We start from the raw sequence: 24,782 nt of genomic DNA on the forward strand, positions 1-24,782 counted from the left end.
AAGGCTCAGCGATGTCCTACGTGAAGCCAGCCGAGCTCGTCCCGACGCTCATCGACGCCGGCGTGTCCAAGATCTTCCTGTCGGCCCGGGACACGCTCATCCGCTCGTACATGGGCGGCGCGATCCTCACGCTCGGCGCGGCGTTCGCCGTGACCATCACCGTGCAGACGGGCTCGGCGCTGATCGGCGCCCTCCTGTTCCCCGTCGGGTTCATCATGCTGTACCTGCTCGGGTACGACCTGCTCACCGGGGTGTTCGTCCTCGGCTCGCTGGCCTGGCTCGACAAGCGCCCCGGCGTGACGATGCGGGGCGTCCTGCGCAACTGGGGCCTCGTGTTCCTGGGGAACTTCGCGGGGGCGTTCACCGTGGCGCTGATGATGGCGATCGTCGTCACCTACGGGTTCGACACCCCGCCCAACGAGGTCGGCGAGGCGATCAGCCACATCGGCGAGGGACGCACCGTCGGGTACGCGGAGCACGGGGCGTCGGGCATGCTCACGCTCTTCGTGCGCGGGATGCTGTGCAACTGGATGGTCTCGACCGGCGTCGTCGGCGCCATGCTCGCGAAGGACGTGCCCGGCAAGGCCATCGCCATGTGGATGCCAGTGATGCTCTTCTTCGCGATGGCGTTCGAGCACTCGGTCGTCAACATGTTCCTGTTCCCGTCGGGCCTGCTGCTCGGCGGCGACTTCACGATCATGGACTACCTGGTGTGGAACGAGATCCCGACGGTGCTCGGCAACCTCGTGGGCGGGCTCCTCTTCACGGCACTCCCCCTGTACGCCACGCACGCCCGGACGGCGGCCCGGCGCGACGCCGAGGCAGAGGCCGGGAGGGCCGGCGCCGAGGCCGGGCGGGCCGACGAGACGCTCGAGGCCCCCGCACTCACGCCGAGTGCGTGACACCTCTCGACGTCCTCGGCGAGTCGCCGGGAGGGATCACGCACTCGCGGCGACGCGGGCTCGCCCGCTCGCCGGTGCGGCTCAGGCGACGGCACCCATGACGACCTGCTCGAGAGGCATCTGGGAGTCGGTCGCGAGGTCCAGCGGGGAGGGGGCGACGCCGGAGCGGACGACGGCGGAGCCCAGCGCGGCGATCATGGCGCCGTTGTCGGTGCAGTAGCGGATCGGCGGGATCCGCACGTCCACGCCGGCGGCGGCGCAGCGTTCCGCGGCGAGCTCCCGCAGCCGCGAGTTCGCGGAGAAGCCGCCGCCGATCACGAGCGTGTCGACCTCGTGGGCGCGGCACGCCGCGATGGTCTTGGTGACCAGGACGTCGGCGACGGCCTCCGAGAACGAGGCGGCGACGTCGGCCACGGGCACTCCGGCGCCCGAGTCCTCGCGGGCCTCGACATAGCGCGCGACGGCGGTCTTGAGGCCGGAGAACGAGAAGTCGTACGGGTGGCGCGCGAGGTCCTTGCCGCGGGAGAGTCCGCGCGGGAACGCGATGGCGTCCGGGTCGCCCTCGCGGGCGAGGCGGTCGACGTGCGGTCCGCCCGGGTAGGGCAGGCCGAGGATCCGCCCCACCTTGTCGAAAGCCTCGCCGGCGGCGTCGTCGAGGGTCTGGCCGAGCTCGACGACGTCACGTGCGATGTCGCGCACCATGAGCAGGCTCGAGTGGCCGCCGGACACGACGAGCGCCAGGAACCGCTCGGGGAACGGGCCGTGCACGAGCTCGTCGACGGCCGCGTGCCCGACCACGTGGTTGACGCCGTACAGCGGGACGCCGAGCCCGAGCGCGAGGGCCTTGGCCGCGGCCGAGCCGACGGTGAGCGAGCCCACCAGGCCGGGCCCGGCGGTGACGGCGATCGCGTCGACGTCCGACAGGCCCACCCCGGCCTGGCCGAGCGCCGCGTCGAGCGTCGGCTCTATGGCCTCGAGGTGGGCGCGCGAGGCGATCTCCGGGACGATGCCGCCGAACCGCGCGTGGGAGTCCATGGAGGAGGCGGTGACGTCGGCGAGCAGCTCGCGGCCGCGCACGAGCGCGAGCCCCGTCTCGTCGCACGACGTCTCGATCCCGAGCACGAGGGGTTCCGCTGGCACGGCGTCCAGGGTAGTGCGCCGGCGCGCGTCCGCCGGTGGTCGGGCCGAGGACACGGCTCAGGCCCCGGTGGCCGCCGGACGGTCCGGGTCGTTGGACCACTGCGACCACGATCCCGGGTACAGCGCGGCCGGGATGCCCGCCGCGGCGAGGGCCGCGATCTCGTGCGACGCCGTCACCCCGGAGCCGCAGTACGCGGCCACGGGGACGTCGCCGTCGATCCCGAGCGCCGCGAACCGCGCGCGGAGCGCCTCCGCGCCGAGGAACCGGCCCGCGGGGTCCAGGTTGTCCGACGTCGGCGCGCTGACCGCGCCCGGGATGTGCCCGGCGCGCGGGTCGATCGGCTCGCTCTCGCCGCGGAACCGCTCCCCCGCCCGCGAGTCGAGGAGGATGCCCGCCCAGGCGGCGGCGCCGTCGGCGTCGATGGTCGGCATCCCACCGCCGGCGAGCTCCACGTCGCCGACGTGCGGGCGCACGTCGCCGTCCTCGAGGATCCCGCCGACCCGCGCCCAGGCCGCGAGACCGCCGTCGAGGATCCGCACCGAGGGGTGCCCGCCCCACCGCAGCAGCCACCACGCGCGGGCCGCCGCGGTGCCCCCGGCGTCGTCGTAGACCACGACGTCGGCGCCGTCGTCGACTCCCCAGGAGCGCGCGGCGGCCTGCAGGTCGGCGAGCGTCGGGAGCGGGTGGCGGCCGGCCTCGGGTGAGCCCGGACCCGCCAGCTCGTGCTCGAGGTCGACGTAGACGGCGCCGGGCAGGTGGCCGGCGGAGTACGCCCGGCGGCCGTCCGGCTCCGCGAGGGTCCATCGCACGTCGAGCAGCACGGGGTCCTTCTCGCGCGCCGACGAGAGCCGGGTGTAGAGGTCCGTCGCCGAGACGAGGACGTCGCTCATGGGTGCTCCTTCTCGGGGATGGTGCCGACGGCGTCGGCCCGCAGCATCTCGGCGCCGACGACGCCCGGTGGCGCCGCGAGGGAGAGCCGCATGACGACGGCGTCGGCTCCCTCCGGCTGGTAGTAGCCCTTGCGGATGCCCAGCGGCACGAATCCGGCCCGCTCGTAGAGCCGCTGCGCCCCGGCGTCGTGCGCGCGCACCTCGAGGTAGACCTCGCGGGAGCCCGCGCGCCGCGCCGCGTCCAGGAGCGCGGCGAGGAGCGCGGCGCCGATCCCCCGACGACGGTGCCCCGGCGCGACCCCGACGGTCATGATCTCGGCCTGCGCGGCGACGGCGATGCCGGCCCACCCGACGAGCGCGTCGTCGTCGTCGACGGCCGCGACGTACCGGCGGTCGGGTCGGGCGAGCTCGGCGTCATACGTCGCGCGCGACCAGGCACCCGCCCCGAAGAGCACGGGCTCGAGCTCGACGACGCGATCGAGGTCACGGGCCGTGAGCCGGCGGAGCCGGACGGGTGGGGTCACGAGGCCCTCTTGCGCGGCGCCCGGGGCGCGACGTCGGGACGGCGCAGGTACAGCGGCGTGAGCGCGACGTCGTCGCCGGCGGCGGCGCGCTCGGCGCCGATCCGGGCGAGGAGGGCCGCGTCGAACTCCTCCGGCGCTCCGGGGACCGTCGGCAGCGCGTCCGGGTAGAGGCCGGTCGCCGGGCCGACGCACGGCTCGGCGAGCGTGAGCCGGTCGGGTGCGACGACGTCGGGCCCGTCGGTCCGGACGACGGCGCCGTCGCCGTCGCGCACGTAGCGAGCGGTGTAGACCTCGCGCCGGCGAGCATCGGCCACCACGCGCACGGCGCCGTCGGCAGCCCTGCCCTCGCCGTCGAACCAGGCGCGCGCCCACACGTCCAGGCTCGGCACGCCCCAGACCTCGACGCCGGCCGCCCGGCCGAGCATCCGCGCGGTGACGATCCCGACCCGCAGGCCCGTGAAGGGAGCCGGGCCGGTGCCGACGGCGATGCCGGCGAGGTCGGGAGCGCTCAGCCCCGCGGCGTCGAGCACCTCGGAGATCAGGGGCGTGAGGACCTCGGCGTGGCCGCGCGGGTCCGGGGAGCCAGCGACACCCAGCTGCGTCCAGCCCGCCGCGGCGTCGACGAGGGCGACGGACGTCCCGCCGGAGGTGTCGATGCCGAGCACGGGGCCGGCGACAGGTGGAGTGGGCACGCGCCCAGCGTAACGAGCGAGACTCCGACAGCGAGGAACGAGCGATGACTCAGGCGAGGGCGCCCGCGAGGTCGACCCCCGCCCACCGGCGGCCGTGTGCCCGCAGGACGGCGCGGCGCGGCACGTCCTCGGCGTCGCCGCGGGGCCGGACGAGGTCGATCTCCAGGCGGTCGCCGGCGAGCTGCTCCACGAGTCCAGCGCCCCACTCGACGACCGTGACGGAGTCGGCGAGGGACGTGTCCAGGTCGAGGGCGTCCACCTCGTCCAGGCTGCCGAGGCGGTAGGCGTCGACGTGCACCAGGGCGGGGCCGTCGCCGAGCGAGGGGTGCACGCGTGCGATGACGAACGTGGGCGAGGCGACCTGGCCGCGCACGCCCAGGCCCTTGCCCAGGCCCTGCGTCAGCGTGGTCTTGCCGGCGCCGAGCTCCCCGGTGAGCACGACGAGGTCGCCGGCGCGCAGCAGCGTGGCGAGGCGGCGTCCGAGCGCGCGGGTGGCGTCGGCGTCGGCCAGCTCGAGCTCCACCTCAGGCATCCCGCCCTCCCACGTGCACGCGAGGGACGCGCGGGCCGAGGCGGGTGACGATCTCGTACGTGATGGTGTCGGCGGCGCGCGCCCAGTCGGCCGCCGTGGGTTCGCCGTCGGCGCCCGACCCGAACAGGACGGCGACGTCCCCCGCGTGGGCGTTCGCACCGGCGCCGAGGTCGAGCACGAACTGGTCCATGCAGACCCTGCCGGCGATCCGCGACCAGGTGTCGCCGACCTGCACGGGGCCCGCCCCGCCGGCGTGCCGCGGGATCCCGTCGGCGTACCCGAGCGGGACGACGGCGAGCGAGGTCGCCTCCGACGTCGTGTACTCGTGCCCGTAGGAGACGCCCTGGCCGGCGGGGGCGTGCTTGACGATGGTGAGCTCGGCCTCCAGCCGCATGGCGGGCGTGAGGCCCAGCTCGTCGGCCGTGCGGTCGCCGAACGGGCTGAGGCCGACGACGGCGATGCCCGGGCGGACGAGGTCGAAGTGGGTGGCGGCGTGCGCGAGCGTGCCGGCGGAGTTCGCGAGGTGCCGTACCTCGAGGTGCGCCCCGGCGTCCTCGGCTCGCCGGACCGCCTCCGCGAACACCCGGGTCTGCTCGGCGGTGAGCCCGCTCTCCGCGTCGTCGGCGCTCGCCAGGTGCGACCACACGCCCACGACGTCGATCTCGCCAGCGGCCTGCGCTCGCACGGCGGCGTCGAGCAGCCCGCCCCACTCGTCGAGGAACAGGCCGGAGCGGCCCATCCCGGTGTCGACCTTGAGGTGCACCCGGGCCACGACGCCGCTCTCGCGGGCCGCCCCGACGACCTCGTCGAGGGCCCACGGGGCGGCGACCGACAGGTCCAGGTCGGCGCGCAGGGCCTCGGCGAGCGGAGCGCCGGGGGCGTACAGCCAGGTGAGGGTGCGGGCGTCGACGCCGGCCGCCCGCAGCGTGAGGGCCTCGCCGAGCTGGGCGACGCCGAGCCAGGTGGCCCCGGCGCCGAGGGCGGCGCGCGCGACCGGCACGAGCCCGTGCCCGTAGGCGTCGCCCTTGACGACGGCCATCACCTCGGCGGGGCCGGCCACCTCGCGCAGCCGGGCGACGTTCCCGGCGATCGCGCCGAGGTCGACGACGGCGCGGGCCGGGTAGGTCATCACCCGTCCATCATTTCACCGGTGAGCAGGTCGCGGAGCGTGCCGGGGACGGCGTCGGCCACGTCGAGCGCCGCGATCGGGCCGCCTGCCGAGGCGGCTCGGGCGGCGCGGCCGTGCACGAGGGCGGCGGCGGCGGCCAGCTCGGCGGCGAGCGCCGGCCGCTCGACCACGTCGCCGGACCTGCCCGCGAGCAACGCGCCGAGGACGCCGGCGAGCACGTCGCCGGCCCCCGCCGTCGCGAGCCAGGGCGTCGCGTCGGCCTGCGCGTAGACGGGCGTGCCGGGACCGGCGACGAGCGTGGTCGCACCTTTCAGGAGCACCGTCGCGCCGGTGATCTCGACGGCGCGCCGCAGCGCGGCGACGGGGGCGCCCTCGACGTCCGCACGGCTGGCGTCGTCGCCGGCGTCCGTCAGGAGGCGCGCGAGCTCCCCGGCGTGCGGGGTGAGGACGGCGTGCGCCGGCAGCCCGTCCGGCAGGAGCGGGAGGGCCCCGGCGTCGAGCACCATCGGGACACCTGCGCGGAGGGCGTCCTCGAACGTCCGCTCGACGTCCTCGGCCCGGGCGCCGTCCGCCGGGTCGATGCCCGGCCCCAGCACCCAGGCCTGCACCCTGCCGCGGCCGGCGACGACCTCCGGGTGGCGCGCCTGCACGGCCGCCGTGACGGGTGTCGACCCGAGGTAGCGCACCATGCCGACGCCGCACCGCACGGCTCCGCTCGTCGTGAGGACCGCGGCGCCGGGATAGGCCCCCGAACCGGCGACGACGCCCAGCACCCCGCGGGTGTACTTGTGGTCGTCCGCCGTGGGGACCGGCCAGAGGTCGGCGACGTCCGCTCCCGTGAGCCGCACGGCGTCCGGCGGTTCCGCCGCGAGCGCGTCGAGGCCCAGCTCGACGACCTCGACGCGGCCGGCCGCACCGGCCGCCGGCGGCAGGAGGAGTCCAGGCTTGGCGGCGCCCATCGTGACCGTGCGGTCGGCGACCAGCACGGGACCGGGGACGGCGCCGTCGTCGACGCCGATCCCGCTCGGCACGTCGACGGCCACGACGACGGGCGGTGCCGGCGCCGCGTCGACGGCGTCGCCGAGCGCGGTCACGAGGCCGGCGGCCGGTCCACGCAGGGGACCCCGCGCTCCGATGCCCGTGATCGCGTCGACGACGACGTGCGAGCGCAGGGCGAGGCGGACGGCGACGCTCACGCCGTCGTCGTCGCCGGCCAGGTGGATGCCGACGCCGGCACGGCGGGCGGCGGCCAGGCCGCCCGCGTGCGGGTGCGTACCGACGAGGACGACGTCGCACGCCACACCGCGCCCGGCGAGGAACGCTGCCGCGAACAGCCCGTCACCGCCGTTGTTGCCGCTGCCGACGAGCACGCACACCCGCGCGCCAGCGACGCGACCGCGGGTCACCGGTGCCGTCGGTCGCGATCCTGCTGCGCTCGTCCCGCGCTCCGGAGTCCCCGCTCGGATCTCCTCACGGACCGCCCGCGCGAGGGCGCCCGCGGCCTCCTGCATCAGCGGAGCGCCGGCGGCGAGCAGCGGCTCCTCGGCTCGGCGGACCTGGGCGGCGGAGTAGGCGCGCATCACGCGCCCATCATCCCGAGCCGAGCCCGGCGGCGCAGGGGGACGGCCCTCAGGCGCTCTCCCGCACCACGAGCGTCGCGGGGAACGTGACGGACTTCTGCGGACCCCCGTCGATCACGCTCAGCAGCAGGCTCACGAGTTCGGCACTGATCTGGTCGAAGGGCTGGTGCATGGTGGTGAGCGGCGGATCCAGGGTGGCGGCGAGCCCGGAGTCGTCGAAGCCGCCGACCGCGACGTCACCCGGTACCGATCGGCCGGCTCGGCGCAGGGCGGCGAGCGCGCCCGCGGCCATGACGTCGGAGGCCGCGAACACGGCGTCGAGGTCACTCGCCCGTGCGAGCAGCTGCGAGATCGCGGCAGCCCCGGACTCGGCGCTGTAGTCCCCGTAGGCGACGAGGCGCTCGTCGAAGTCCTCACCGAGCTCGGTCCGGTACCCCTCGAGGCGGTACCGCCCGCCCGGGGTGTCGAGCGGACCGGTGATCATGGCGATCCGGCGTCGGCCGCTCCGACGGAGATGGGCGACCATGGTCCGCGCACCCGCGACCTCGTCCACGGACACGGACGGCACCTGCCGCGCGTGGCCCATCGGGATGCCGCAGGCCACGAGCGGGATGCCCTGCTCCTGGAGCGACTCGAGGAGCGGGTCGCTCTCGTGCGAGGAGATGAGCAGCACGCCGTCCACGTGCCGGGCTCCCACGTAGTGGGCGACGTTCTCGCGCTCCTCGGGCGTGCCGGCGACCAGCAGGATGAGCGTCATGCCGCGGCTCGCGAGCGCTTCCGCCGCTCCGCGCAGGAGGATCGAGAAGGTCGGGTCGGCGAACAGCAGGTGCTGGGGCTCGGTCAGCAGGAACGCGAGCGAGTTCGACCTCCCGGTGACGAGGCTGCGCGCGTGCTGGTTCGCGCGGTAGCCCGTGGACCGGATCGCGCGCTCGACGGCGTCACGCGCCGTCGGGGAGACCCAGTGGCCCCCGTTGATGACCCGCGAGACGGTGCCGCGCGACACGCCCGCGGCGGTGGCGACGTCGCGGATCGTCGGACGCCGAGGGGCGGTTGCGAGGGGGTCCACGGCCTCGACTCTAGACCGCTGTGACGGCGCCGCAGCGGTACAAACGGACCGATTCCTGTGCACGATCACGGTTCGGTCACGAACGCTGTCGGAACGTGACACATCGTGCTCGGTGCTGGATATGCTGTGCACGGTCCCAGCCCGGGACCGTGCCGACTCATGGTGGAGCGGCACGTGCCGTACTGACTCGACGGAGCGTCATGGCGACGAGCACGACCTGGCCCGGTGGCTCCGTCGTCGCGTTCGGTGGCGACTACAACCCCGAGCAGTGGCCGCGCGAGACGTGGGCCGAGGATCTCGCGCTCATGCGCAAGGCCGGTGTGACGCTCGTCAGCGTCGGCATCTTCGCCTGGGCGGCGCTCGAACCTCGTGAGGGAGCGTTCGACTTCTGCTGGCTCGACGACCTTCTCGACCTCCTCCACGCGGGCGGGATCGCCGTCGACCTCGCGACGCCGACGGCGTCACCTCCCGCCTGGTTCTTCGCCACCTACCCCGAGGCACGGGTCGTGACGCGCGACGGCACAGCGCTCGGGTTCGGCTCGCGCGGCATGGCGTCGCCCAGCTCCCCCGCCTACCGCCGGGCGTCCGTGCGCATCGCGACGGCACTCGCGGAGCGCTACGCCGACCACCCTGCCGTCGTCATGTGGCACGTCCACAACGAGTACGGCGCGCCCGTCGGGGAGGACTACTCCCCCGCCGCCGTCACCGCCTTCCGCGCCTGGCTGCGGGCGCGGTACGGCTCGCTGGACGCACTCAACAGCGCCTGGGGCACGGCGTTCTGGGGGCAGACCTACGGGGCGTGGTCGCACGTCGGGGCGCCGGCCGCCACCGCGTCGGTCGCCAACCCCGCGCAGCGACTCGACTTCGCCCGCTTCACCGACCACCAGCTGCGGGCGTGCTTCGTCGCGGAGCGGGACGCGATCCGTGCCCACGCCTCGCAGCCGGTGACCACGAACTTCATGGCAGCCGAGTGCCTGACGACGGACCTGTGGGCCTGGGCGCGCGAGGTCGACATCATCTCGAACGACCACTACCTGACGGCCGCCGACCCGCGGGGACACGTCGGCCTCGCCCTCGCGGCCGACCTGACCCGGTCGGTAGCCGGTGGGCGGCCGTGGCTCCTCATGGAGCACTCGACGTCGGCCGTGAACTGGCAGCCCCGGAACATCGCCAAGAGGCCGGGTGAGATGGCCCGGAACTCGCTCGCGCACCTGGCGCGCGGCGCCGACGGGATCCTCTTCTTCCAGTGGCGGGCGTCACGCGCGGGGGCGGAGAAGTTCCACTCCGCGATGCTGCCGCACGCCGGCACGAGCTCGCGCGTGTGGCACGAGGTGACGGCGCTCGGAGCCGACGTCGCCCGCCTCGCGCCGGTGCAGGGCTCGCGTGTGCGGGCGGACGCCGCGATCCTCTGGGACACGGAGTCGCTCTGGGCCCAGGGGCTCGACTGGCACCCGTCCGTGGACGTGCGCGCCCAGGAACGGATCCGCGCGTACTACGAGCGACTCTGGCTCGACGGCGTCACCGTCGACTTCGCCCATCCGGCGGCCGACCTCGCGAGCTACCGGCTCGTCGTCGCCCCGGCGTCGTACCTGCTCACCCAGGCGGCGGCCGACAACCTGCGGGCGTACGTCGCCGGGGGCGGCACCCTCGTCGTCTCGTTCTTCTCGGCGATCGTCGACGAGAACGACGCGGTCCACCGCGGCGGCTTCGTCGCGCCGCTGCGCGAGGTCCTCGGCCTCACGGTCGAGGAGTTCCTGCCCTTGCGGGCCGCGGAGACCACCCGCCTGGCCTGGGCCGACGGCGACGGCGACGGCGGGCGCGAGCTGGTCGCTGACGTCTGGCAGGAGCACATCGCCCTGGAGGGGGCCGACGTCGTCGCGACGTACCTCGACGGACCGGCGCGAGGTCGCGCGGCGATCACCCGCCGTCGTCACGGGTCCGGCACCGGGTGGTACGTCTCGACCCGCCTCGGGATCCCCGAGCTCGCCCCCGTGCTCCGCGCCGCCTACGCCGACGCGGGGATCGCGCCGTCGGACCGTCCTCAGGACGTCGAGATCGTGACCCGCCACGGCGACGACGCCGACTTCCTGGTGGCGATCAACCACGGCGACGAGGACGTGAAGGTGCACCTCTCCCGCGGCGTCGAGCTGCTCTCCGGTGACCCCGTGACCGGGGCGCTGGACCTCCCGGCCGGCGCCGTCGCCGTCGTACGCGTCGAGCAGGCCGACGCCGGCGGGGGTGGTCGATGACCCTCCCCGCACCACCGCCTCGCCCCTGAGGGCTCTCATCCCCGTCGCAGTGTCGCGATCCCCGATGCGCACCGCGGCTCAACCGGAAGGACACCCACCGCATGCGCAAGACAGCCATCCCGGTCGCCCTCGCGGCGGCCGTCGCCCTTCTCGCCGCCTGCAGTGGCGGCGGCGACCCGGGCAGCGAGGAGACGTCGGCCGAGGAGACGACCGAGGCCGCCCAGTCCGGCGAGGGCGTCGAGCTCACGATCTGGGTCGACGAGAACCGCGAGCCGGCGGTCGCCGCCGCAGCCCAGACGTTCGAGGAGCAGACCGGTGCCACCGTCACCCTGGTCCAGAAGAACTTCGAGGACATCCGGGCGGACTTCCTCGCCCAGGTGCCGACCGGCGAGGGCCCCGACATCACGGTCGGCGCTCACGACTGGCTGGGCTCGTTCATCGTCAACGGGGTCGTCGACTCGGTCGACCTGGCCGACAAGACGTCGGAGTTCCAGGAGGTGGCCCTCGAGGCGTTCACGTACGACGGACAGCTCTACGGCCTGCCGTACGCCGTCGAGAGCGTGGCGCTGATCCGCAACACGGCGCTCGCCCCCGAGCCCGCACCCGCGACGTTCGACGAGATGGTCGCGGCCGGCGAGGCGACCGGCGCCCAGTACCCGTTCCTCATCAAGACCGGTCCCGAGGGTGACCCGTACACGTACTACGGCTTCCAGACGTCGTTCGGGGCGCCGGTGTTCGAGCAGTCGGACGACGGCTCGTACACCTCGACGATCGGCATGGGCGGCGACGCCGGGCACGCCTACGCCGAGTGGCTGGCCGCGAACGGTCCGAACGGCACAGGCGTGTTCAGCACGGACATCACGCTGGACATCGCCGAGGCCGAGTTCATGGCCGGCAACGCGCCGTACACCGTGGACGGGCCGTGGAACATCACGAAGTTCGAGGACGCCGGGCTCACGCTGGCGATCGATCCGATCCCGTCGGCCGGGCCGGAGACGGCGGCGCCGTTCGTGGGCGTGCAGGGCTTCTACCTGAGCGCGCAGAGCGAGAACGCGCTCCTCGCCAACGACTTCCTCACCAACTACATGGCCACGCCCGAGGCGATGATGGCCATGTACGAGGCCGACCCCCGGCTGCCCGCGATGACGTCGGTGGCGGACGAGGTCGCGTCCGACCCGATCATGGAGGGCTTCCTCGCGGCGTCGGAGAACGGCGTGCCGATGCCGTCGATCCCCGAGATGGGTGACGTCTGGGCGTTCTGGGGTGTCACGCAGGCGAACATCATCTCCGGCGCGGCCCAGCCCGTGGAGGCGTGGGACACGATGGTCGCCGACATCGAGGGAGCGATCGGCTGAGGTGCGGGGGCGCCGCGACGACGAGCGGCGCCCCCACCACCGCCCACGCATCGCCGGGCGCCGTCGTCGGCGTTCGCCCGAACCGGAGGGATGAGATGTCCCGGCAGGACACGATCGACCTCACCGGACCCATCGACGTCGAGCCCCCGCTCGGCGAACGAGGCACCGGGGAGTCGCACGCGCGGCGTTGGACCGGGGGGTGGGGGTTCGTCGCGAAGCTCACCCTCATGGCCCTGGTCAACGCGGCGGGGGTCGCGCTCGGCTGGTCGGCGTACGTCGAGGGGTCGTGGGGCATCCTGCTCGGCGCCGTCGCGATCCTCGTCGTCACGAACTGGGTGTACTTCAGCCGGCGCGCGCTGCCGCTGAAGTACCTCCTCCCGGGCCTGCTGTTCCTGCTCGTCTTCCAGCTCTTCACGATCGTGTACACGGGCGTCGTCGCGTTCACCAACTACGGCACGGGGCACAACAGCACTCAGGAGCAGGCCGTCGACGCCGCGCTGATCCAGAGCGAGCGGCGGGTCGAGGGGTCCGAGACCTACCCCCTCACGGTCGTCGAACGGCTCGGCACCGTGGGCTTCGCGATCGTCGACGGAGACGAGGTCCGGGTCGGGACGGCGGAGAGCCCGTTGGCGGCAGCACCGGACGCGAGCGTCGACGACGCAGGCCGGGCCTCCGACGTGCCGGGCTGGGACGTGGTCGCCTACCAGCGGCTCCTCGAGGACCAGGCGCTCCAGGAGGAGGTGCTCGAGCTCCGGGTGCCGGTCTCGGACGACGCGGAGGACGGGTCGATCCGGACCCGCGAGGGGACGACGGGGGCGATCTACCTCTCCACGCTCGAGTGGGACCCCGACGCCCAGACGATGACGGACACGGCGACGGGCGTCGTGTACCGGGCGAACGACGACGGTCAGTTCTCCTCGGACGACGGCGAGACGCTCCCCGTCGGGTGGCGCGTCGGGGTCGGGTTCGAGAACTTCACGCGAGCCATCACCGACACCGACTACTCGGGTCCGCTGCTGCGGATCACGGCATGGACGTTCTCGTTCGCGATCCTCACCGTGGCGACGAGCTTCCTCGTCGGGCTCGTGCTCGCCCTCGTGTTCAACGACGCGCGCGTGCGAGGGCGGAACGTGCTGAGGACGCTGTTCATCCTGCCGTACGCGTTCCCGGCGTTCCTCTCGGCGCTCCTGTGGCAAGGCATGCTCAACCCGAACGCGGACTACGGGCTCATCAACGACTGGTTCTTCTTCGGCGCCTACATCCCCTGGTTGACCGACCCCTGGCTCGCGAAGCTCTCCATCATCCTCGTAAACCTGTGGCTGAGCTTTCCGTACTGGTTCCTGATCTGTACCGGGGCGCTGCAGTCGCTCCCCGACGACGTGCTCGAGGCGGCAAAGATCGACGGGGCCGGGACGTGGCGGACGTGGCGGACCATCATCATGCCGTTGCTGCTCATCTCGACGACCCCGCTGCTGATCGCGTCGTTCGCCTTCAACTTCAACAACTTCGCGATCATCTACCTGCTGACCGGGGGCGGGCCGCGGTTCCCCGACACGTCAGCGCCTCTCGGGCACACCGACATCCTCATCTCGATGATCTACCAGATCTCCGGCGTCGCCGGCGGGCGAGCTGACTACGGGCTCGCGAGCGCCCTGTCGATCATCGTCTTCGTCATCATCGGCACGATCTCCGGGTTGGCCTTCCGGCGCACCCGCAGGCTCGAGGAGGTGCTCTGATGGCCGGCCCGGTCACAGTTCCCGCGCAGACGGCGGCGCCCCGGCGCCGGCGCACCCGCGAGCGCCGGTCCCGATGGCTCCGGGAGGTCGGGTGGAAGTACCCGTTCGCCGCCGTCGTGGTCTTCTACGCGGCCTTCCCGCTGGTGTACGTGCTCTCGGCGGCACTGGCCACGACAGGGACGCTCACCGGCTCGACGTCGCTGTTCACGTCGATCTCCACCGCCAACTTCGAGGCGCTGGGCGGCACGCTGTTCTGGGTCTGGGCCGTGAACTCCGTCGTGATCGGCCTGGCGACGGCGATCGGCTCGGTGCTCATGGGGGCGACGGCGGCGTACGCCTTCTCGCGATTCAGCTTCCGCGGCCGACGAGGCGGACTGACCGCGCTCCTGATCGCGCAGATGTTCCCGCAGATGCTGGCGTTCGTGGCGATCTTCCTGCTGCTCATCGCGCTCGGGAACGTGGCGCCCGTCCTCGGTCTCGACAGCAAGATCGCGCTGATCTGCGTCTACCTCGGCGGCGCGCTCGGCACGAACACGTTCCTCATGTACGGCTTCTTCAACACGGTGCCGAAGGAGCTGGACGAGGCAGCGAAGATCGACGGCGCCACCCACGCGCAGATCTACTGGACGATCATCCTCCGCCTCGTCACGCCGATCCTCGCTGTCGTCGGGCTCCTGAGCTTCATCGGGACGTTCGGCGACTTCATCCTGGCCCGCATCATCCTCACGTCGCAGTCCAACTGGACGCTCGCCGTCGGGATGTACACGTGGGTGTCCTCGCAGCTCAACGCGAACTGGGGCCTGTTCGCGGCCGGGTCCGTGATCGCGAGCATCCCGGTGCTGCTGCTGTTCCTGGGCCTGCAGAAGTACATCGTGGGCGGCCTGACCGCGGGCTCCGTGAAGGGCTGATCGAGACGAAGGGAATGGGACAGTGCACCAAGGAGTGCAGGTCACACGGGCTGCCGCTGCGGCCGTGGCGGCGAGCGCGATGATCCTCCCGGCCCAGGCGGCGTCGGCGCACCGCGACCCGCGGCCCGTCGAGGCGGGGATCGTCGTCGAGCGGGTCGAGGGCATGCCGGAGGACTTCGTCAACGGCGTCGACGTCTCCTCCGTCCTGTCGCTCGAGGAGAGCGGTGTCACCTTCCGCGACCGCCGCGGCCGACCCGCCGACCTCTTCGAGGTGCTGGCGGACGCCGACGTCACGCACGTGCGGATCCGGGTCTGGAACGACCCGTTCGACGCGGAGGGGCACGGGTACGGCGGCGGGAACGTCGACGTCGCCCGGGCCGTGGAGATCGGCCGGCGGGCGACGGCGGAGGGCCTGAGCGTGCTCGTCGACTTCCACTACTCCGACTTCTGGGCCGATCCCGGGAAGCAGCAGTCGCCCAAGGCCTGGGAAGGGCTGGCCATCGAGGCCCGGGCTGCGGCCGCCGGCGAGTTCACCACGAGCGCCCTGACAGCCTTCCGCGACGGCGGCGTCGACGTCGGGATGGTCCAGGTCGGCAACGAGACGAACAACGGCGTCGCCGGCGTGACCGCCTTCGCGGACATGGCGCAGATCTTCAGCGCGGGCAGCGCGGCGGTCCGGACGGTGTTTCCGGACGCGCTCGTGGCCGTGCACTTCACGAACCCCGAGACCGCGGGTCGCTACGCCGGCTACGCCGCCGAGCTCGAGCGGTACGGCGTGGACTACGACGTGTTCGCGAGCTCGTACTACCCGTTCTGGCACGGGACGCTCGAGAACCTCACGTCGGTGCTGTCGCAGGTCGCGACCACCTACGACAAGAAGGTCATGGTGGCCGAGACGTCCTGGAACTCGACGTTCGACGACGGCGACGGTCACCCGAACACGATCACGTCGTCGTCGGGCTTCACGCAGTACCCGGCGAGCGTGCAGGGCCAGGCCATGGCGGTGCGGGACGTGATCGAGGCGGTCGTGAACGTCGGCGACGCCGGGATCGGTGTCTTCTACTGGGAACCGGCGTGGCTGCCGGTCGGCCCGCCCGAGGAGGTCGAGCAGAACCGCCTGCTGTGGGAGCGGGACGGCTCCGGCTGGGCGACGAGCTACGCCGGTGAGTATGACCCGGAGGACGCCGGCGTCTGGTTCGGTGGCTCGTCCTGGGACAACCAGGCGCTGTTCGACTTCTCGGGTCGGCCGCTGGAGTCGCTCATGGTCTTCGCTTACGCCCGCACCGGGGCGACGGCGCCGCGGGCGGTGATCGCCGTCGAGCAGGTGGAGGTGGTGGTCACCGAACGTGAGCCGATCGTGCTGCCTGACGCCGTGGAGGTCACCTACAACGACCGGTCCGTCGAGACCCAGGCCGTCACATGGAGCGACGCGGTGGACTGGATCCGCGGGCCGGGTGAATACCGCATCACCGGGCTCACCGGTGCCGGGGTGCTCGCCGAGGCGAGCGTGACCGTCCAGGCGGTGAACCACGTGCGCAACCCCGGCTTCGAGGATCCTGACCTCAGCATGTGGGTGATCACCGGCGAGGGCGCCGAGGTGGCCGACGATCCCGATGCGTTCGAGGGGTCGCGGGCGCTCAAGTTCTGGGCCGCCACCGACTACTCGTTCGCGATCAGCCAACGTCTCGAGGGAGTTCCGGCCGGCACCTACGCGCTCTCGGCCACGACGCAGGGCGACGACGCCGGGGAGACCGACTCCATGCTCCTGAGCGCGAGCACGGCCGCGGGGGAGGTCAGCGCGCCGCTCGAGCTCGCCGGCTGGCGGAACTGGAGCACCGCGACGATCGATGAGGTCGTCGTCGGCGACGACGGCGTGGTGACGGTGAGCGCGGCCTTCACGGTGCAGGGTGGTGCGTGGGGCAACGTCGACGCCGTCACGCTGTCGCAGGTCGACCGGACCGAGATCGACACCACGGCGCTCGAGGCCGCGCTCGCCGAGGCATGGGCCGTCGACCGCAGCCTGTACACCGCGGAGTCGCTCCGGGTCCTCGACGACGCCGTCGAGAAGGCGGAGGTCGTCCTCGCCGGGAGCCGGGCCGAGCAGGCGGACGCCGATGCGGCGACGTCGCTCCTCGTCGAGGCGTTGGCCGGCCTCGAGCCCGCCGACGACGGGCCCGGCCGGCCGTGCCGCCCGGGTGGCGGTGGGCCGGGGCACCCCGGGCATCCCGGCGGACCCGGGCACCCCGGGCACCCCGGGCACCCCGGACACCCCGGACACCCCGGACACCCCGGACACCCCGGCGGACCCGGACACGCTGGTCATCCGGGCGGAAGTGACGTCGAGCACCGAGGCGGCCCCGGCCATCCCGGAGGCCCCGGAGGCCCCGGCGGCCCTGGCCGCCCCTGCCGGTAGCGAACGCCGAACCACGGAGCTTCGGACCGAGGCCGGCCAGTCACGGCGGGCTGCCAGCGGCGCCGTCCCCTCGAGCGTAAGGAGCGTGTAAGCCCGACCCGTCAGGCTGGGCATGTGCCGAGGAGGAATGCCATGCCCACTGTGATGTCTGCCGAGTTCACCGACCGCGCCCGGACTGCTGCCACGTGCCCGATGTGCGGGACGCAGATGGGTCCGGCCGGCGGGGCACCGCGACGCCACTGCCCCACATGCCTGGCCGCGATCCACACCGGCGAGGCCGATCCCGCGGGCGGGTGCGGCGCGCCGATGTTCGCAACCTGGACGCGCCGCCTGCACACCTGGGTCATCGAGCTGCGCTGCTCGGGATGCGGCGCAGTGGTGCACCAGCAGGCGGAGCTCGACGGGCCGCAGCCGGACTCCATGCGCCGCATCATCGAGCTGCTGCGGATGTGAGGCCGAGGGGACTCGCCCCGACCCCCGCGACGCCGACGCCAGCGCCTCAGGCCGCCTCCCCAAGCCCGACCACCGCTCCGCCAACCCCCGCGACGCCGACGCCAGCGCCGGCCGCCTCCCCAAGCCCGACCACCGCTCCTCCAACCCCCGCCGAAGCGAGCGCCAACGCCAGCGCCTCAGGCCGCCTCGCCAAGGCCAACCGCCGCTCCGCCGGCCCGCGCGGACGCGGCCTGGCGCGTCGTCCCGGCGTATGCCCTCAGTCCAGACTGCCGCGACCATCGCCCTTCGGTGCTGCGGTGGAGCTCCTGCCCGAGCGGGGAGCTCCACGTGAGGGAACCGTCGGGCTCGATCGTGAGCCGGTGCCCTGCGTGGGTCTTCAACAGGTGGTGGCGTCGGCACAGCGGGCGAAGGTTCCATGCATCCGTGGGCCCGAGCGGGAACTCGATCACATGGTCGATGTCGCACGAGGACGACGGCACGGTGCATCCAGTGCCCACGCACGTCGGATCCCGCAAACGCACGAACCGCGTCAGCGCCGCGGGCGGATCGTGGCACTCGCGACCGACGTCCCAAGGAGTTCGTGACCTCGGCACCGCGCTCGCACGCCGACGCGCCTCCTCGACGGGGTCCCAGACCACGACCCGCATCCCACCCTCGGCGGCGAGCATCCGCGCCGTCGCCGGGTCGAGGGCCCCGTACCCCACCAGTTCTGCCACTTCCGGGAGCGCCGCCATCCCCGGCGACGCAGCCGTCCCCGGTAGGTCATCGCTCCCCGGCCCCTCGCTCGCCATCCTGTCTGGCGGTGGTGCCCCGTGCATGTCCGCGAGGAGGTCATCGATCTCTTCTGCGATGTCGGCGGCGGGTCCCCGTTGGGCCTCGCCCTGCAGCACTGCGAGTGGGATCTGCAGGTACAGCCGCGACGCAGGTCCGGAGAACCGGAACCGCTCCGACTCGAGACGGGCCAGCCGCGCCGGCCCAGGTGGGCGGAACGCGAAGCCGCCGACGGGCTCATCCGGCTCAGAAGCGGGCTCATCCGGCTCAGAAGCGGGCTCCTCCAACGCAGCACCGACCGCGTCGTCGGACGCGGCAGCGGGGTCATCGGGCGCAATACCGCCAGCCTGCCCGAGCGTGGTCCCGCCCGGCTCACCGGCTGCGGCCGGGGGCTCCTCGAGAACGGGGTTCTCATCACCGCGCCCGGCAGCGGACGACGTCGCCTGATCCGCGCCCATCACTGCCCCGCCGTCGTCCGGCGGGGCGACCCGCTGATCCTCTGTGCCAGCTCCCGCGCCGTCGTCCGGCGGGGCGACCCGCTGATCCTCTGTGCCAGCTCCCGCGCCCTGGCCCGCCCCGCGAACCACGGACGTGGCGGGGCCGATCCGCCCCTCGACGAGCGCCTGCGCGCCCATGGCGGAGATCGCGTCCGCGCGCAGCTGCTCGAGCGTCCGCCCATCGCCACCCGCCCGGGCCGCGCGTGCTGCCGACTCACACGCGGCCCAGACCCCGGCCGCCTGTGCGGCCGTCAACACGGCCGTGAGCCGGGCCATCCCGTCTGCCATCGCCCGCGGACGCTCCAGACGCCGGCGACTCGCCGCTCGAGCATGGCGCTCGGCTGCCCCGTCCGGATCCACCTGGATGATCGCCCGTTGGATCGCCGCCGCGACTTGCTGTCGCGTCATCGCGGACGCCTGCGGGAGCACCTCCTCGGAGACCGCGAGTGCCGTCGCCGGTTCCTGCTCAGCGAGAGCGTCCACGAACACCCGAGCCTTCCCGGCATCGATCACGCCGCTGCTCAGGGCCTCGCCAACCTCGCCGAGCACGCCCCGGAACGCCTCCCCCTCGGCGATCAGACGTGCCCCCTCCCACCGCGAGACGCCGAGGCGCATGCCGATCTCGTCGCCGGCGACGCTCGGCATCCCGACGCGCCCGCCCCTCAGCAGCCAGTCCGGGCTCATCGACGTGCGGTGCGCGAGCGCGGCCGACCACCGGCGCAGCTCCGCCGCTGCGTGCGCCTGGATCGCCGCCCAGCCGGCGATCACGTCGAGAGCCTGCGCGTCCGACAAGGGCCGGCCGTCGCCAACTGCCAGCGCCGACAACGACGCGAGCGCCTCGAACTCCGCGACCATCCTCCGCGCGGTCGCAGCAACCTGGTCATCGCGGTCGTCGCCCAACCCAGGGTCAGCGGCGCCATCGGGCGCCTCCAACCGATTCCCGGACCCCGCTGCGGGCACGCCGGGCGACGCCGGCGCGGCGGCGTCCACGCGCCGTCCAGAGATCGCCGACACCTCGCCCTTCGGCAACGCGACCACCCCGTCCTCGAACATATGAACGATGATGCCACCGCCGTCCGACACTCGATGGACGTCATCCACAGGGCGACGGGTCACGAGTCCGCGGGGCCTACCTCGACGGCACGCTCGCACTCGTGATCGGTCAGGGCCGCGCGCGCCGGGAACGTGGTGCCGGCAGGCCGGGCGCGACTCCTCAAGCCCCACCCCTGCCCACGATCGCGCGCTGACGTCGCCGTGCGCTCAGCCGCTCAGCCTCACCCGCACCGGCGCCCACGGAGGATCTCAGCCATACGTGAGTCTCAGCCGAGCCTCTCCCCCAGCACCTGCCCGCCCAGCACATGCAGGTGCGGATGAACGATCCGCTGCCGCGTCGCCGGCCCCCAGTTGTACGTCAGCCGGTATCCGTCATGTGCCATCCCCACCGCGCGCGCCGCGTCGTCCGCAGCGACGATCATCTCCCCGGCGAGCTCCGGCGCCGACCGCGCCATCGCGGCCACCGAGTCGAAGTGCTCCCGCGGCACCACCAGCAGATGCACGCGCGCGTGCGCGACGAGCGGTTCGATGACGACGACGGCGTCCGTCGCGTGCCGTACGGTCGCCGGCTCGGTCCCGGCGACGATCCGGCACAGCACGCACGCGGCGACGCCTGTCACCGGCTCACCCGCGCCGTCCGGGCCCACGGGCGCTACCGCTCGGCGACGGCGATCGCCGACGCGATCCCGGCGTCGTGCGACAGCGACAGGTGCCACGAGGTGATCCCCAACCCGTCCGCGACGGCGAGCACCGTGCCGCGCAGCGACACCGCCGGCGCTCCACCGGGCACCCGAGCGACGGTCGCGTCGTGCCAGCGCATCCCGCCCGGCGCCCCGAGCGCCTTCGCGATCGCCTCCTTCGCGGCGAACCGCGCGGCGAGCGACCCTCCCACGAGGTCGCGTTCCTCGGGCGTGAACAGCCGGTCCCGCAGCCGCGGGGAGCGGTCGAGAGCCGCGAGGAAGCGCGCGACGTCCACGACGTCGATCCCGACCCCGACGATCATCGGGCCAGACTACGGCCACGGCGAGAGTCACCTACGGCGGGCGCCACCCCGACCCGTACGCTCCGCGCATGGACTCCCGGGTGCTGCAGCGCGCCGTCGACGCGCTCCGCCGGCTCGGAGAGGACCCGGGAGAAGTGCTCGGTGCCGGGGTCGAGGGCGCGGTGCTGGCACTCGGCCCGGATCGGGTGGCGAAGATCTGGACCGGCCGCTCGGCCGACGAGGTCGAACGACTCCAGGAGTTCACAGCGAGCCTGGACGCAGCGAGCGTGCGACTCGCCACGCCCCGGATCCTCGCGGTCATCGACGACGACGGCCTCCTGCTCACGATCGAGAGGCGGTTGCAGGGCCGCCCCCTCAGGGTCGAGGGTGCGGACCCGACCCCGGTCCGCGACGACGAGACGGCCGTCCTCCTCGACGTGCTCGAGGCACTCGCAGGAGCGGCGGTGCTCCCGGGACTGTCGGCGTTGCCGGTGCTCCCCGGCGAGCGACCGTTCGGCCTCGGTCGCACGTTTCCCGCCAACCTCGCCGACCTCGTCGCACACCGCGTCGAGCGCTCCCGCGACCTCCTCCGACGGCACGTACCGGACATCGACGAGCTGACGGCACGGACGGTCGCGGGCCTGGGCTCGCTCGGACAGCGTCGCGTGGCCCTGGTCCACGGCGACCTCATCCCCGCCAACGTGCTCGTGACCGGCGCGCGCGCGAGCGCCGTGCTCGACTTCGGCTTCCTCACCACGCTCGGCGACCCCGCGTTCGACGCAGCCGTCACGGCCAGCGTCTTCGACATGTACGGCCCGCACGCTCGGCTCAGCGAGTCCCTGCTGGACGACGCGATCCAGGAGCGGTTCGGCGTGGAAGCCCAGGCACGTGGCCTCTACCGGGCCGCGTACGCCCTGGCCACGGCGACGTGCTTCAGCTCCTCGGGCTCGGACGGTCACTTCGCCTGGTGCCTCCGCATGCTCGCTCGCGACGACGTCCGCGACGCCCTGGAGCCCTGAGCGCGCCCTGCGTCGGCGCGACCCTTACGTGCGGGTGACGACCCGCACGCTCCCCTGTGAGACGCCGCCACCGGCGAAGTACCGTCGAACCGTGGCCACCATGCTCCCGGACGAGCTCGCCGGCCGGAGGGTGCTCATCGTCGACGACGACGATGCCCTCGTCGGCGTGCTCGCCGAGTACCTCCGTGCGGCGGGATTCGTGACGTCGGTCGCCGGGGACGGCCTGGGCGCCGTCGAGCGGACCCGCAGCTGGGAGCCGGACCTGATCGTGCTCGACCGCATGCTTCCCGGCATCGACGGCCTCGAGGTGACCCGCCGCGTCCGGGCCATCTGCGACGCCCCGATCATCATGCTCACCGCGCTCGGCACCGGCGACGACCGCATCGCCGGCCTGGAGGTCGGCGCCGACGACTACGTCACCAAGCCCTTCTCGCCGCGGGAGCTCGTGCTGCGCATCCAGTCCGTGCTCCGGCGGGCGCTCGGCCCGCTGAGCGCGCCGAGCGACGCGACCGCGGGGCCGCTCGACCTCGACGGCGCCCGCCGCCGCGTGACGCGCGACGGCGACGTCGTCCCGCTCACGACCCGCGAGTTCGACCTCCTCGCGTTCCTCATGCGCCATCCCGATCGCGCCTTCAGCCGCGAGGAGCTGCTCGAGCACGTCTGGGGCTGGACGTTCGGCGACCTGTCGACGGTCACCGTCCACGTGCGCCGCCTCCGCGCCAAGATCGAGGACGACCCCACCCGGCCGCGGATCGTGCAGACGGTCTGGGGCGTCGGCTACCTCCTGCGGAGCGAGCCGTGAGGCCCGCCGACGTCCTCATCGTCGCCGCCGCCGTCGCCGGGAGCGCCGTCGCCACCGCCCTCCTCGCCCTGCTCGCCCTCCGCCCGACGCGCCGAGCGCCGCTCGCCTGGCGGATCACGCTCGCCGCCGTCGCCGCCGTCGTCTCGACGGCCATCGGCGTCGTCGCCATCGCGCAGGCGATGTTCATCTCGCCGCACGACCTGGCCGTCGTGCTCGCCACCGTCGGCCTCGGCGCGCTCGGCGGCGCCGTCGTCGCCTGGGTCCTCGGCAGCCGCGTGGCACGGGAAGCGCGCGACGTCGCCCGGCTGGCGCACCGGCTCGGCGAGGGCGAGGTGCTCGACGGCGCCACGAACGAGAGCGCCGACGTCGCCACGAGCGCGGAGCTGCGCGTGGTCGCCGCCGAACTGATCGCGGCGAGCGAGCGGCTCGAGGAGGCGCGACGCGCGGGCGAGCGGCTCGAGTCCGCCCGTCGCCAGGTCGTGTCCTGGGTCTCGCACGACCTGCGCACCCCGCTCGCCGGCCTGCGCGCCATGGCGGAGGCCCTGGAGGACGGGATCGTCGACGACCCCCGCCCGTACTACGCCCGCATCCAGCAGCAGGTGGCGGCCATGTCGGCGCTGGTCGACGACCTGCTCGCGTTCTCCACGATCCAAGCCGGCACGCTGCGACTCGCGCTCGAGGACGTCGCCCTCGGCGACCTCATCAGCGACACCCTGGCCGAGGTCTCCCCGCTCGCGGCGGCCGGCGGCGTCCGTGTCGACGGCAGCTCGGCCGACGCCGTCACCGTCCTCGGCGACGCACGCGAGCTCTCGCGTGTCCTGCGCAACCTCGTGACGAACGCGATCCGCTTCACCCCGCCGGACGGGACGGTCGAGATCTCCGCATTCGTCGCCGGCTCCCACGCCGTGGTCCGGGTGACGGACGCCTGCGGCGGCATCGCCGACGACGACGTCCCGCGACTGTTCGAACCCGGCTGGCGGGGCGATGCCGCCCGCACCCCGTCGACGGCCGTGCGCGGGGGCGCCGGCCTGGGCCTGAGCATCGTGCAGGGCATCGTCGAGTCCCACAGCGGGACGGTCGTGGCGCGCAACGTGGACGGGGGCTGCTGCTTCGAGGTCCGGCTGCCGGTGGCCGAGGCCGGGACGTCCGGACGTCGACGCGCGCCCGCGACCTGAGGTCTCAGCGCCCTGCCCGGGGAGCTCCGCCGTCGACGCGGGCCGCGACGTCGGGCGTGCCCTCGCCCGGAAGGGCGAACGGCAGCTCGAAGCCGTCGAGGGCGTGACGGCACCCGCACCCGCCGTCGTGCGGCAGCGCGGTCACCACGTCCGTGAGCGACGCGCGCAGCACCGCCAGGTGCCGGGCGAACTCCTCGAGCACCGCCGCGTGCGTCACCGACTCGCCGCCGTCGACCCCGGCGTCCGCGTCCGTCACGAGAGCGAGGTTGGTGCAGCACATCGCCAGCTCGCGAGCGAGGGCTGCCTCCGGCATGCCCGTCATGCCCACGACCGTGCCTCCGGCCGCCACGTTGCGTCGGGACTCCGCCCGCGTCGAGAACCGCGGGCCGTTGATGACGACGAGCGTTCCGCCGTCCCGCACGTCCAGCGCGCGCCCGCCCAGCGCCGAGAGCGCGGCCGCGCGCCCCCGCGGACAGTACGGGTCGGCGAACGGCACGTGGACGACGGTCCCGACGCCGTCGAACACGGTGTGCTCCCGGCCGCTCGTCAGGTCGATGATTTGGTCCGGGACGACGACCGCCCCGCGAGCCAGGTCCGGCACGAGCGCACCGACGGCGCCGACCGTGACGACCTGACGCACGCCCAGCGCCCGCAGCGCCCACAGGTTCGCGCGGTACGGCACGCGGTGCGGTGGGAAGCGGTGGTCGGCGCCGTGGCGCGGCAGGAACGCCACCTGCCGGCCGCCGAGCTCGCCGAGCACCGGCGCCTCCGACGGCGTCCCGAACGGCGTCGTGACGTCGACAGGAGCCGGGGAGGCGAGCAGCTCGTACAGACCGGAGCCTCCGATGACGCCGATCGGCCGCCGATCTTCTGTCGTGCCCGGCGTGCCCGTACCGACGCCTCCGTCCACGTC

The 24,782-nt window shown here is 73.7% G+C and carries 22 protein-coding genes; 10 read left to right on the forward strand and 12 right to left on the reverse strand.

Features of this window, described 5'->3' with window-relative positions; all coding sequences use genetic code 11:
- Nucleotides 1–11 precede the first annotated feature (11 nt).
- Nucleotides 12–902: a formate/nitrite transporter family protein gene (locus BCAV_RS15450; RefSeq protein ID WP_015883551.1), complete on the forward strand. Its 891-nt coding sequence runs from the start codon at nucleotides 12–14 to the stop codon at nucleotides 900–902.
- A gap of 81 nt (nucleotides 903–983) precedes the next feature.
- On the opposite strand, the gene tsaD is transcribed toward BCAV_RS15450, so the two are convergent.
- The 8 genes from tsaD to BCAV_RS15490 are packed head-to-tail and all read right to left on the reverse strand — an operon-like array spanning nucleotide 984 to nucleotide 8,456.
- On the reverse strand, nucleotides 984–2,042 hold the full coding sequence (gene tsaD, locus BCAV_RS15455) for a tRNA (adenosine(37)-N6)-threonylcarbamoyltransferase complex transferase subunit TsaD (RefSeq protein ID WP_043347344.1): 1,059 nt from the start codon (nucleotides 2,040–2,042) through the stop codon (nucleotides 984–986).
- Nucleotides 2,043–2,099: 57 nt separating this feature from the next.
- Nucleotides 2,100–2,933, reverse strand: coding sequence for a sulfurtransferase (locus tag BCAV_RS15460; RefSeq protein WP_015883553.1), 834 nt, complete (start codon nucleotides 2,931–2,933; stop codon nucleotides 2,100–2,102).
- A complete protein-coding gene (rimI, locus tag BCAV_RS15465; RefSeq protein ID WP_015883554.1) occupies nucleotides 2,930–3,457 on the reverse strand; it encodes a ribosomal protein S18-alanine N-acetyltransferase in 528 nt (175 codons plus the stop codon). The genes BCAV_RS15460 and rimI overlap by 4 nt, the downstream gene beginning before the upstream one ends.
- On the reverse strand, nucleotides 3,454–4,149 hold the full coding sequence (gene tsaB, locus BCAV_RS15470; protein WP_245528869.1) for a tRNA (adenosine(37)-N6)-threonylcarbamoyltransferase complex dimerization subunit type 1 TsaB: 696 nt from the start codon (nucleotides 4,147–4,149) through the stop codon (nucleotides 3,454–3,456). Before tsaB ends, rimI begins: the two co-directional genes overlap by 4 nt.
- A 49-nt stretch (nucleotides 4,150–4,198) precedes the next feature.
- Entirely contained in the window at nucleotides 4,199–4,681 is a 483-nt protein-coding gene (gene tsaE / locus BCAV_RS15475) for a tRNA (adenosine(37)-N6)-threonylcarbamoyltransferase complex ATPase subunit type 1 TsaE (protein ID WP_015883556.1), read from the reverse strand.
- Complete coding sequence (gene alr / locus BCAV_RS15480) at nucleotides 4,674–5,810, reverse strand: alanine racemase (RefSeq protein WP_015883557.1); 1,137 nt, start codon at nucleotides 5,808–5,810, stop codon at nucleotides 4,674–4,676. Before alr ends, tsaE begins: the two co-directional genes overlap by 8 nt.
- A complete protein-coding gene (locus BCAV_RS15485; RefSeq protein WP_015883558.1) occupies nucleotides 5,810–7,390 on the reverse strand; it encodes an NAD(P)H-hydrate epimerase in 1,581 nt (526 codons plus the stop codon). Before BCAV_RS15485 ends, alr begins: the two co-directional genes overlap by 1 nt.
- A 49-nt stretch (nucleotides 7,391–7,439) precedes the next feature.
- The gene (locus BCAV_RS15490) at nucleotides 7,440–8,456 is read right to left on the reverse strand and encodes a LacI family DNA-binding transcriptional regulator (RefSeq protein WP_015883559.1); all 1,017 of its coding nucleotides are present in this window, start codon (nucleotides 8,454–8,456) and stop codon (nucleotides 7,440–7,442) included.
- A gap of 200 nt (nucleotides 8,457–8,656) precedes the next feature.
- Between BCAV_RS15490 and BCAV_RS15495 the strand changes: the two genes are divergently transcribed.
- The 6 genes from BCAV_RS15495 (at nucleotide 8,657) to BCAV_RS15520 (ending at nucleotide 17,570) form a co-directional block, all read left to right on the forward strand.
- Nucleotides 8,657–10,705 carry a beta-galactosidase gene (locus BCAV_RS15495; protein ID WP_015883560.1) on the forward strand — a complete coding sequence of 683 codons (2,049 nt, stop codon included), beginning with the start codon at nucleotides 8,657–8,659 and terminating at the stop codon, nucleotides 10,703–10,705.
- Between the two features lie 101 nt (nucleotides 10,706–10,806).
- Nucleotides 10,807–12,060, forward strand: coding sequence for a sugar ABC transporter substrate-binding protein (locus BCAV_RS15500; RefSeq protein ID WP_015883561.1), 1,254 nt, complete (start codon nucleotides 10,807–10,809; stop codon nucleotides 12,058–12,060).
- Between the two features lie 95 nt (nucleotides 12,061–12,155).
- Nucleotides 12,156–13,796, forward strand: coding sequence for an ABC transporter permease subunit (locus tag BCAV_RS15505; RefSeq protein ID WP_015883562.1), 1,641 nt, complete (start codon nucleotides 12,156–12,158; stop codon nucleotides 13,794–13,796).
- Nucleotides 13,796–14,704 (forward strand): sugar ABC transporter permease, encoded by a 909-nt coding sequence (locus BCAV_RS15510; RefSeq protein ID WP_015883563.1) that lies wholly within the window; start codon nucleotides 13,796–13,798, stop codon nucleotides 14,702–14,704. Before BCAV_RS15505 ends, BCAV_RS15510 begins: the two co-directional genes overlap by 1 nt.
- 34 nt (nucleotides 14,705–14,738) lie before the next feature.
- Nucleotides 14,739–17,117, forward strand: coding sequence for a glycosyl hydrolase 53 family protein (locus BCAV_RS23535; protein WP_280956269.1), 2,379 nt, complete (start codon nucleotides 14,739–14,741; stop codon nucleotides 17,115–17,117).
- Between the two features lie 132 nt (nucleotides 17,118–17,249).
- On the forward strand, nucleotides 17,250–17,570 hold the full coding sequence (locus BCAV_RS15520) for an RNHCP domain-containing protein (protein ID WP_015883565.1): 321 nt from the start codon (nucleotides 17,250–17,252) through the stop codon (nucleotides 17,568–17,570).
- 176 nt (nucleotides 17,571–17,746) lie between these two features.
- Here BCAV_RS15520 and BCAV_RS15525 read toward each other — a convergent pair whose 3' ends face one another.
- The 3 genes from BCAV_RS15525 to BCAV_RS15535 all read right to left on the reverse strand — a co-directional run bounded on the left by BCAV_RS15525 (nucleotide 17,747) and on the right by BCAV_RS15535 (nucleotide 20,894).
- Nucleotides 17,747–19,921: an HNH endonuclease signature motif containing protein gene (locus tag BCAV_RS15525; RefSeq protein WP_043347353.1), complete on the reverse strand. Its 2,175-nt coding sequence runs from the start codon at nucleotides 19,919–19,921 to the stop codon at nucleotides 17,747–17,749.
- Between the two features lie 236 nt (nucleotides 19,922–20,157).
- Nucleotides 20,158–20,511 (reverse strand): HIT domain-containing protein, encoded by a 354-nt coding sequence (locus tag BCAV_RS15530; RefSeq protein ID WP_043350132.1) that lies wholly within the window; start codon nucleotides 20,509–20,511, stop codon nucleotides 20,158–20,160.
- Between the two features lie 32 nt (nucleotides 20,512–20,543).
- Nucleotides 20,544–20,894, reverse strand: coding sequence for a holo-ACP synthase (locus BCAV_RS15535; RefSeq protein ID WP_015883568.1), 351 nt, complete (start codon nucleotides 20,892–20,894; stop codon nucleotides 20,544–20,546).
- 68 nt (nucleotides 20,895–20,962) lie between these two features.
- Here BCAV_RS15535 and BCAV_RS15540 point away from each other — a divergent pair, with 68 nt between their 5' ends.
- The 3 genes from BCAV_RS15540 (at nucleotide 20,963) to BCAV_RS15550 (ending at nucleotide 23,869) form a co-directional block, all read left to right on the forward strand.
- On the forward strand, nucleotides 20,963–21,892 hold the full coding sequence (locus BCAV_RS15540) for a phosphotransferase family protein (protein ID WP_015883569.1): 930 nt from the start codon (nucleotides 20,963–20,965) through the stop codon (nucleotides 21,890–21,892).
- 100 nt (nucleotides 21,893–21,992) lie between these two features.
- On the forward strand, nucleotides 21,993–22,694 hold the full coding sequence (locus BCAV_RS15545) for a response regulator transcription factor (RefSeq protein ID WP_015883570.1): 702 nt from the start codon (nucleotides 21,993–21,995) through the stop codon (nucleotides 22,692–22,694).
- Nucleotides 22,691–23,869 carry a sensor histidine kinase gene (locus BCAV_RS15550; RefSeq protein ID WP_015883571.1) on the forward strand — a complete coding sequence of 393 codons (1,179 nt, stop codon included), beginning with the start codon at nucleotides 22,691–22,693 and terminating at the stop codon, nucleotides 23,867–23,869. The genes BCAV_RS15545 and BCAV_RS15550 overlap by 4 nt, the downstream gene beginning before the upstream one ends.
- Before the next feature lie 4 nt (nucleotides 23,870–23,873).
- Here the strand turns inward: BCAV_RS15550 and BCAV_RS15555 are convergent, their stop codons facing one another.
- On the reverse strand, nucleotides 23,874–24,779 hold the full coding sequence (locus BCAV_RS15555) for an S-methyl-5'-thioadenosine phosphorylase (protein ID WP_015883572.1): 906 nt from the start codon (nucleotides 24,777–24,779) through the stop codon (nucleotides 23,874–23,876).
- Between the last annotated feature and the right edge of the window lie 3 nt (nucleotides 24,780–24,782).

Source organism: Beutenbergia cavernae DSM 12333 (genome assembly GCF_000023105.1).
In the GTDB taxonomy this organism is placed as follows: domain Bacteria; phylum Actinomycetota; class Actinomycetes; order Actinomycetales; family Beutenbergiaceae; genus Beutenbergia; species Beutenbergia cavernae.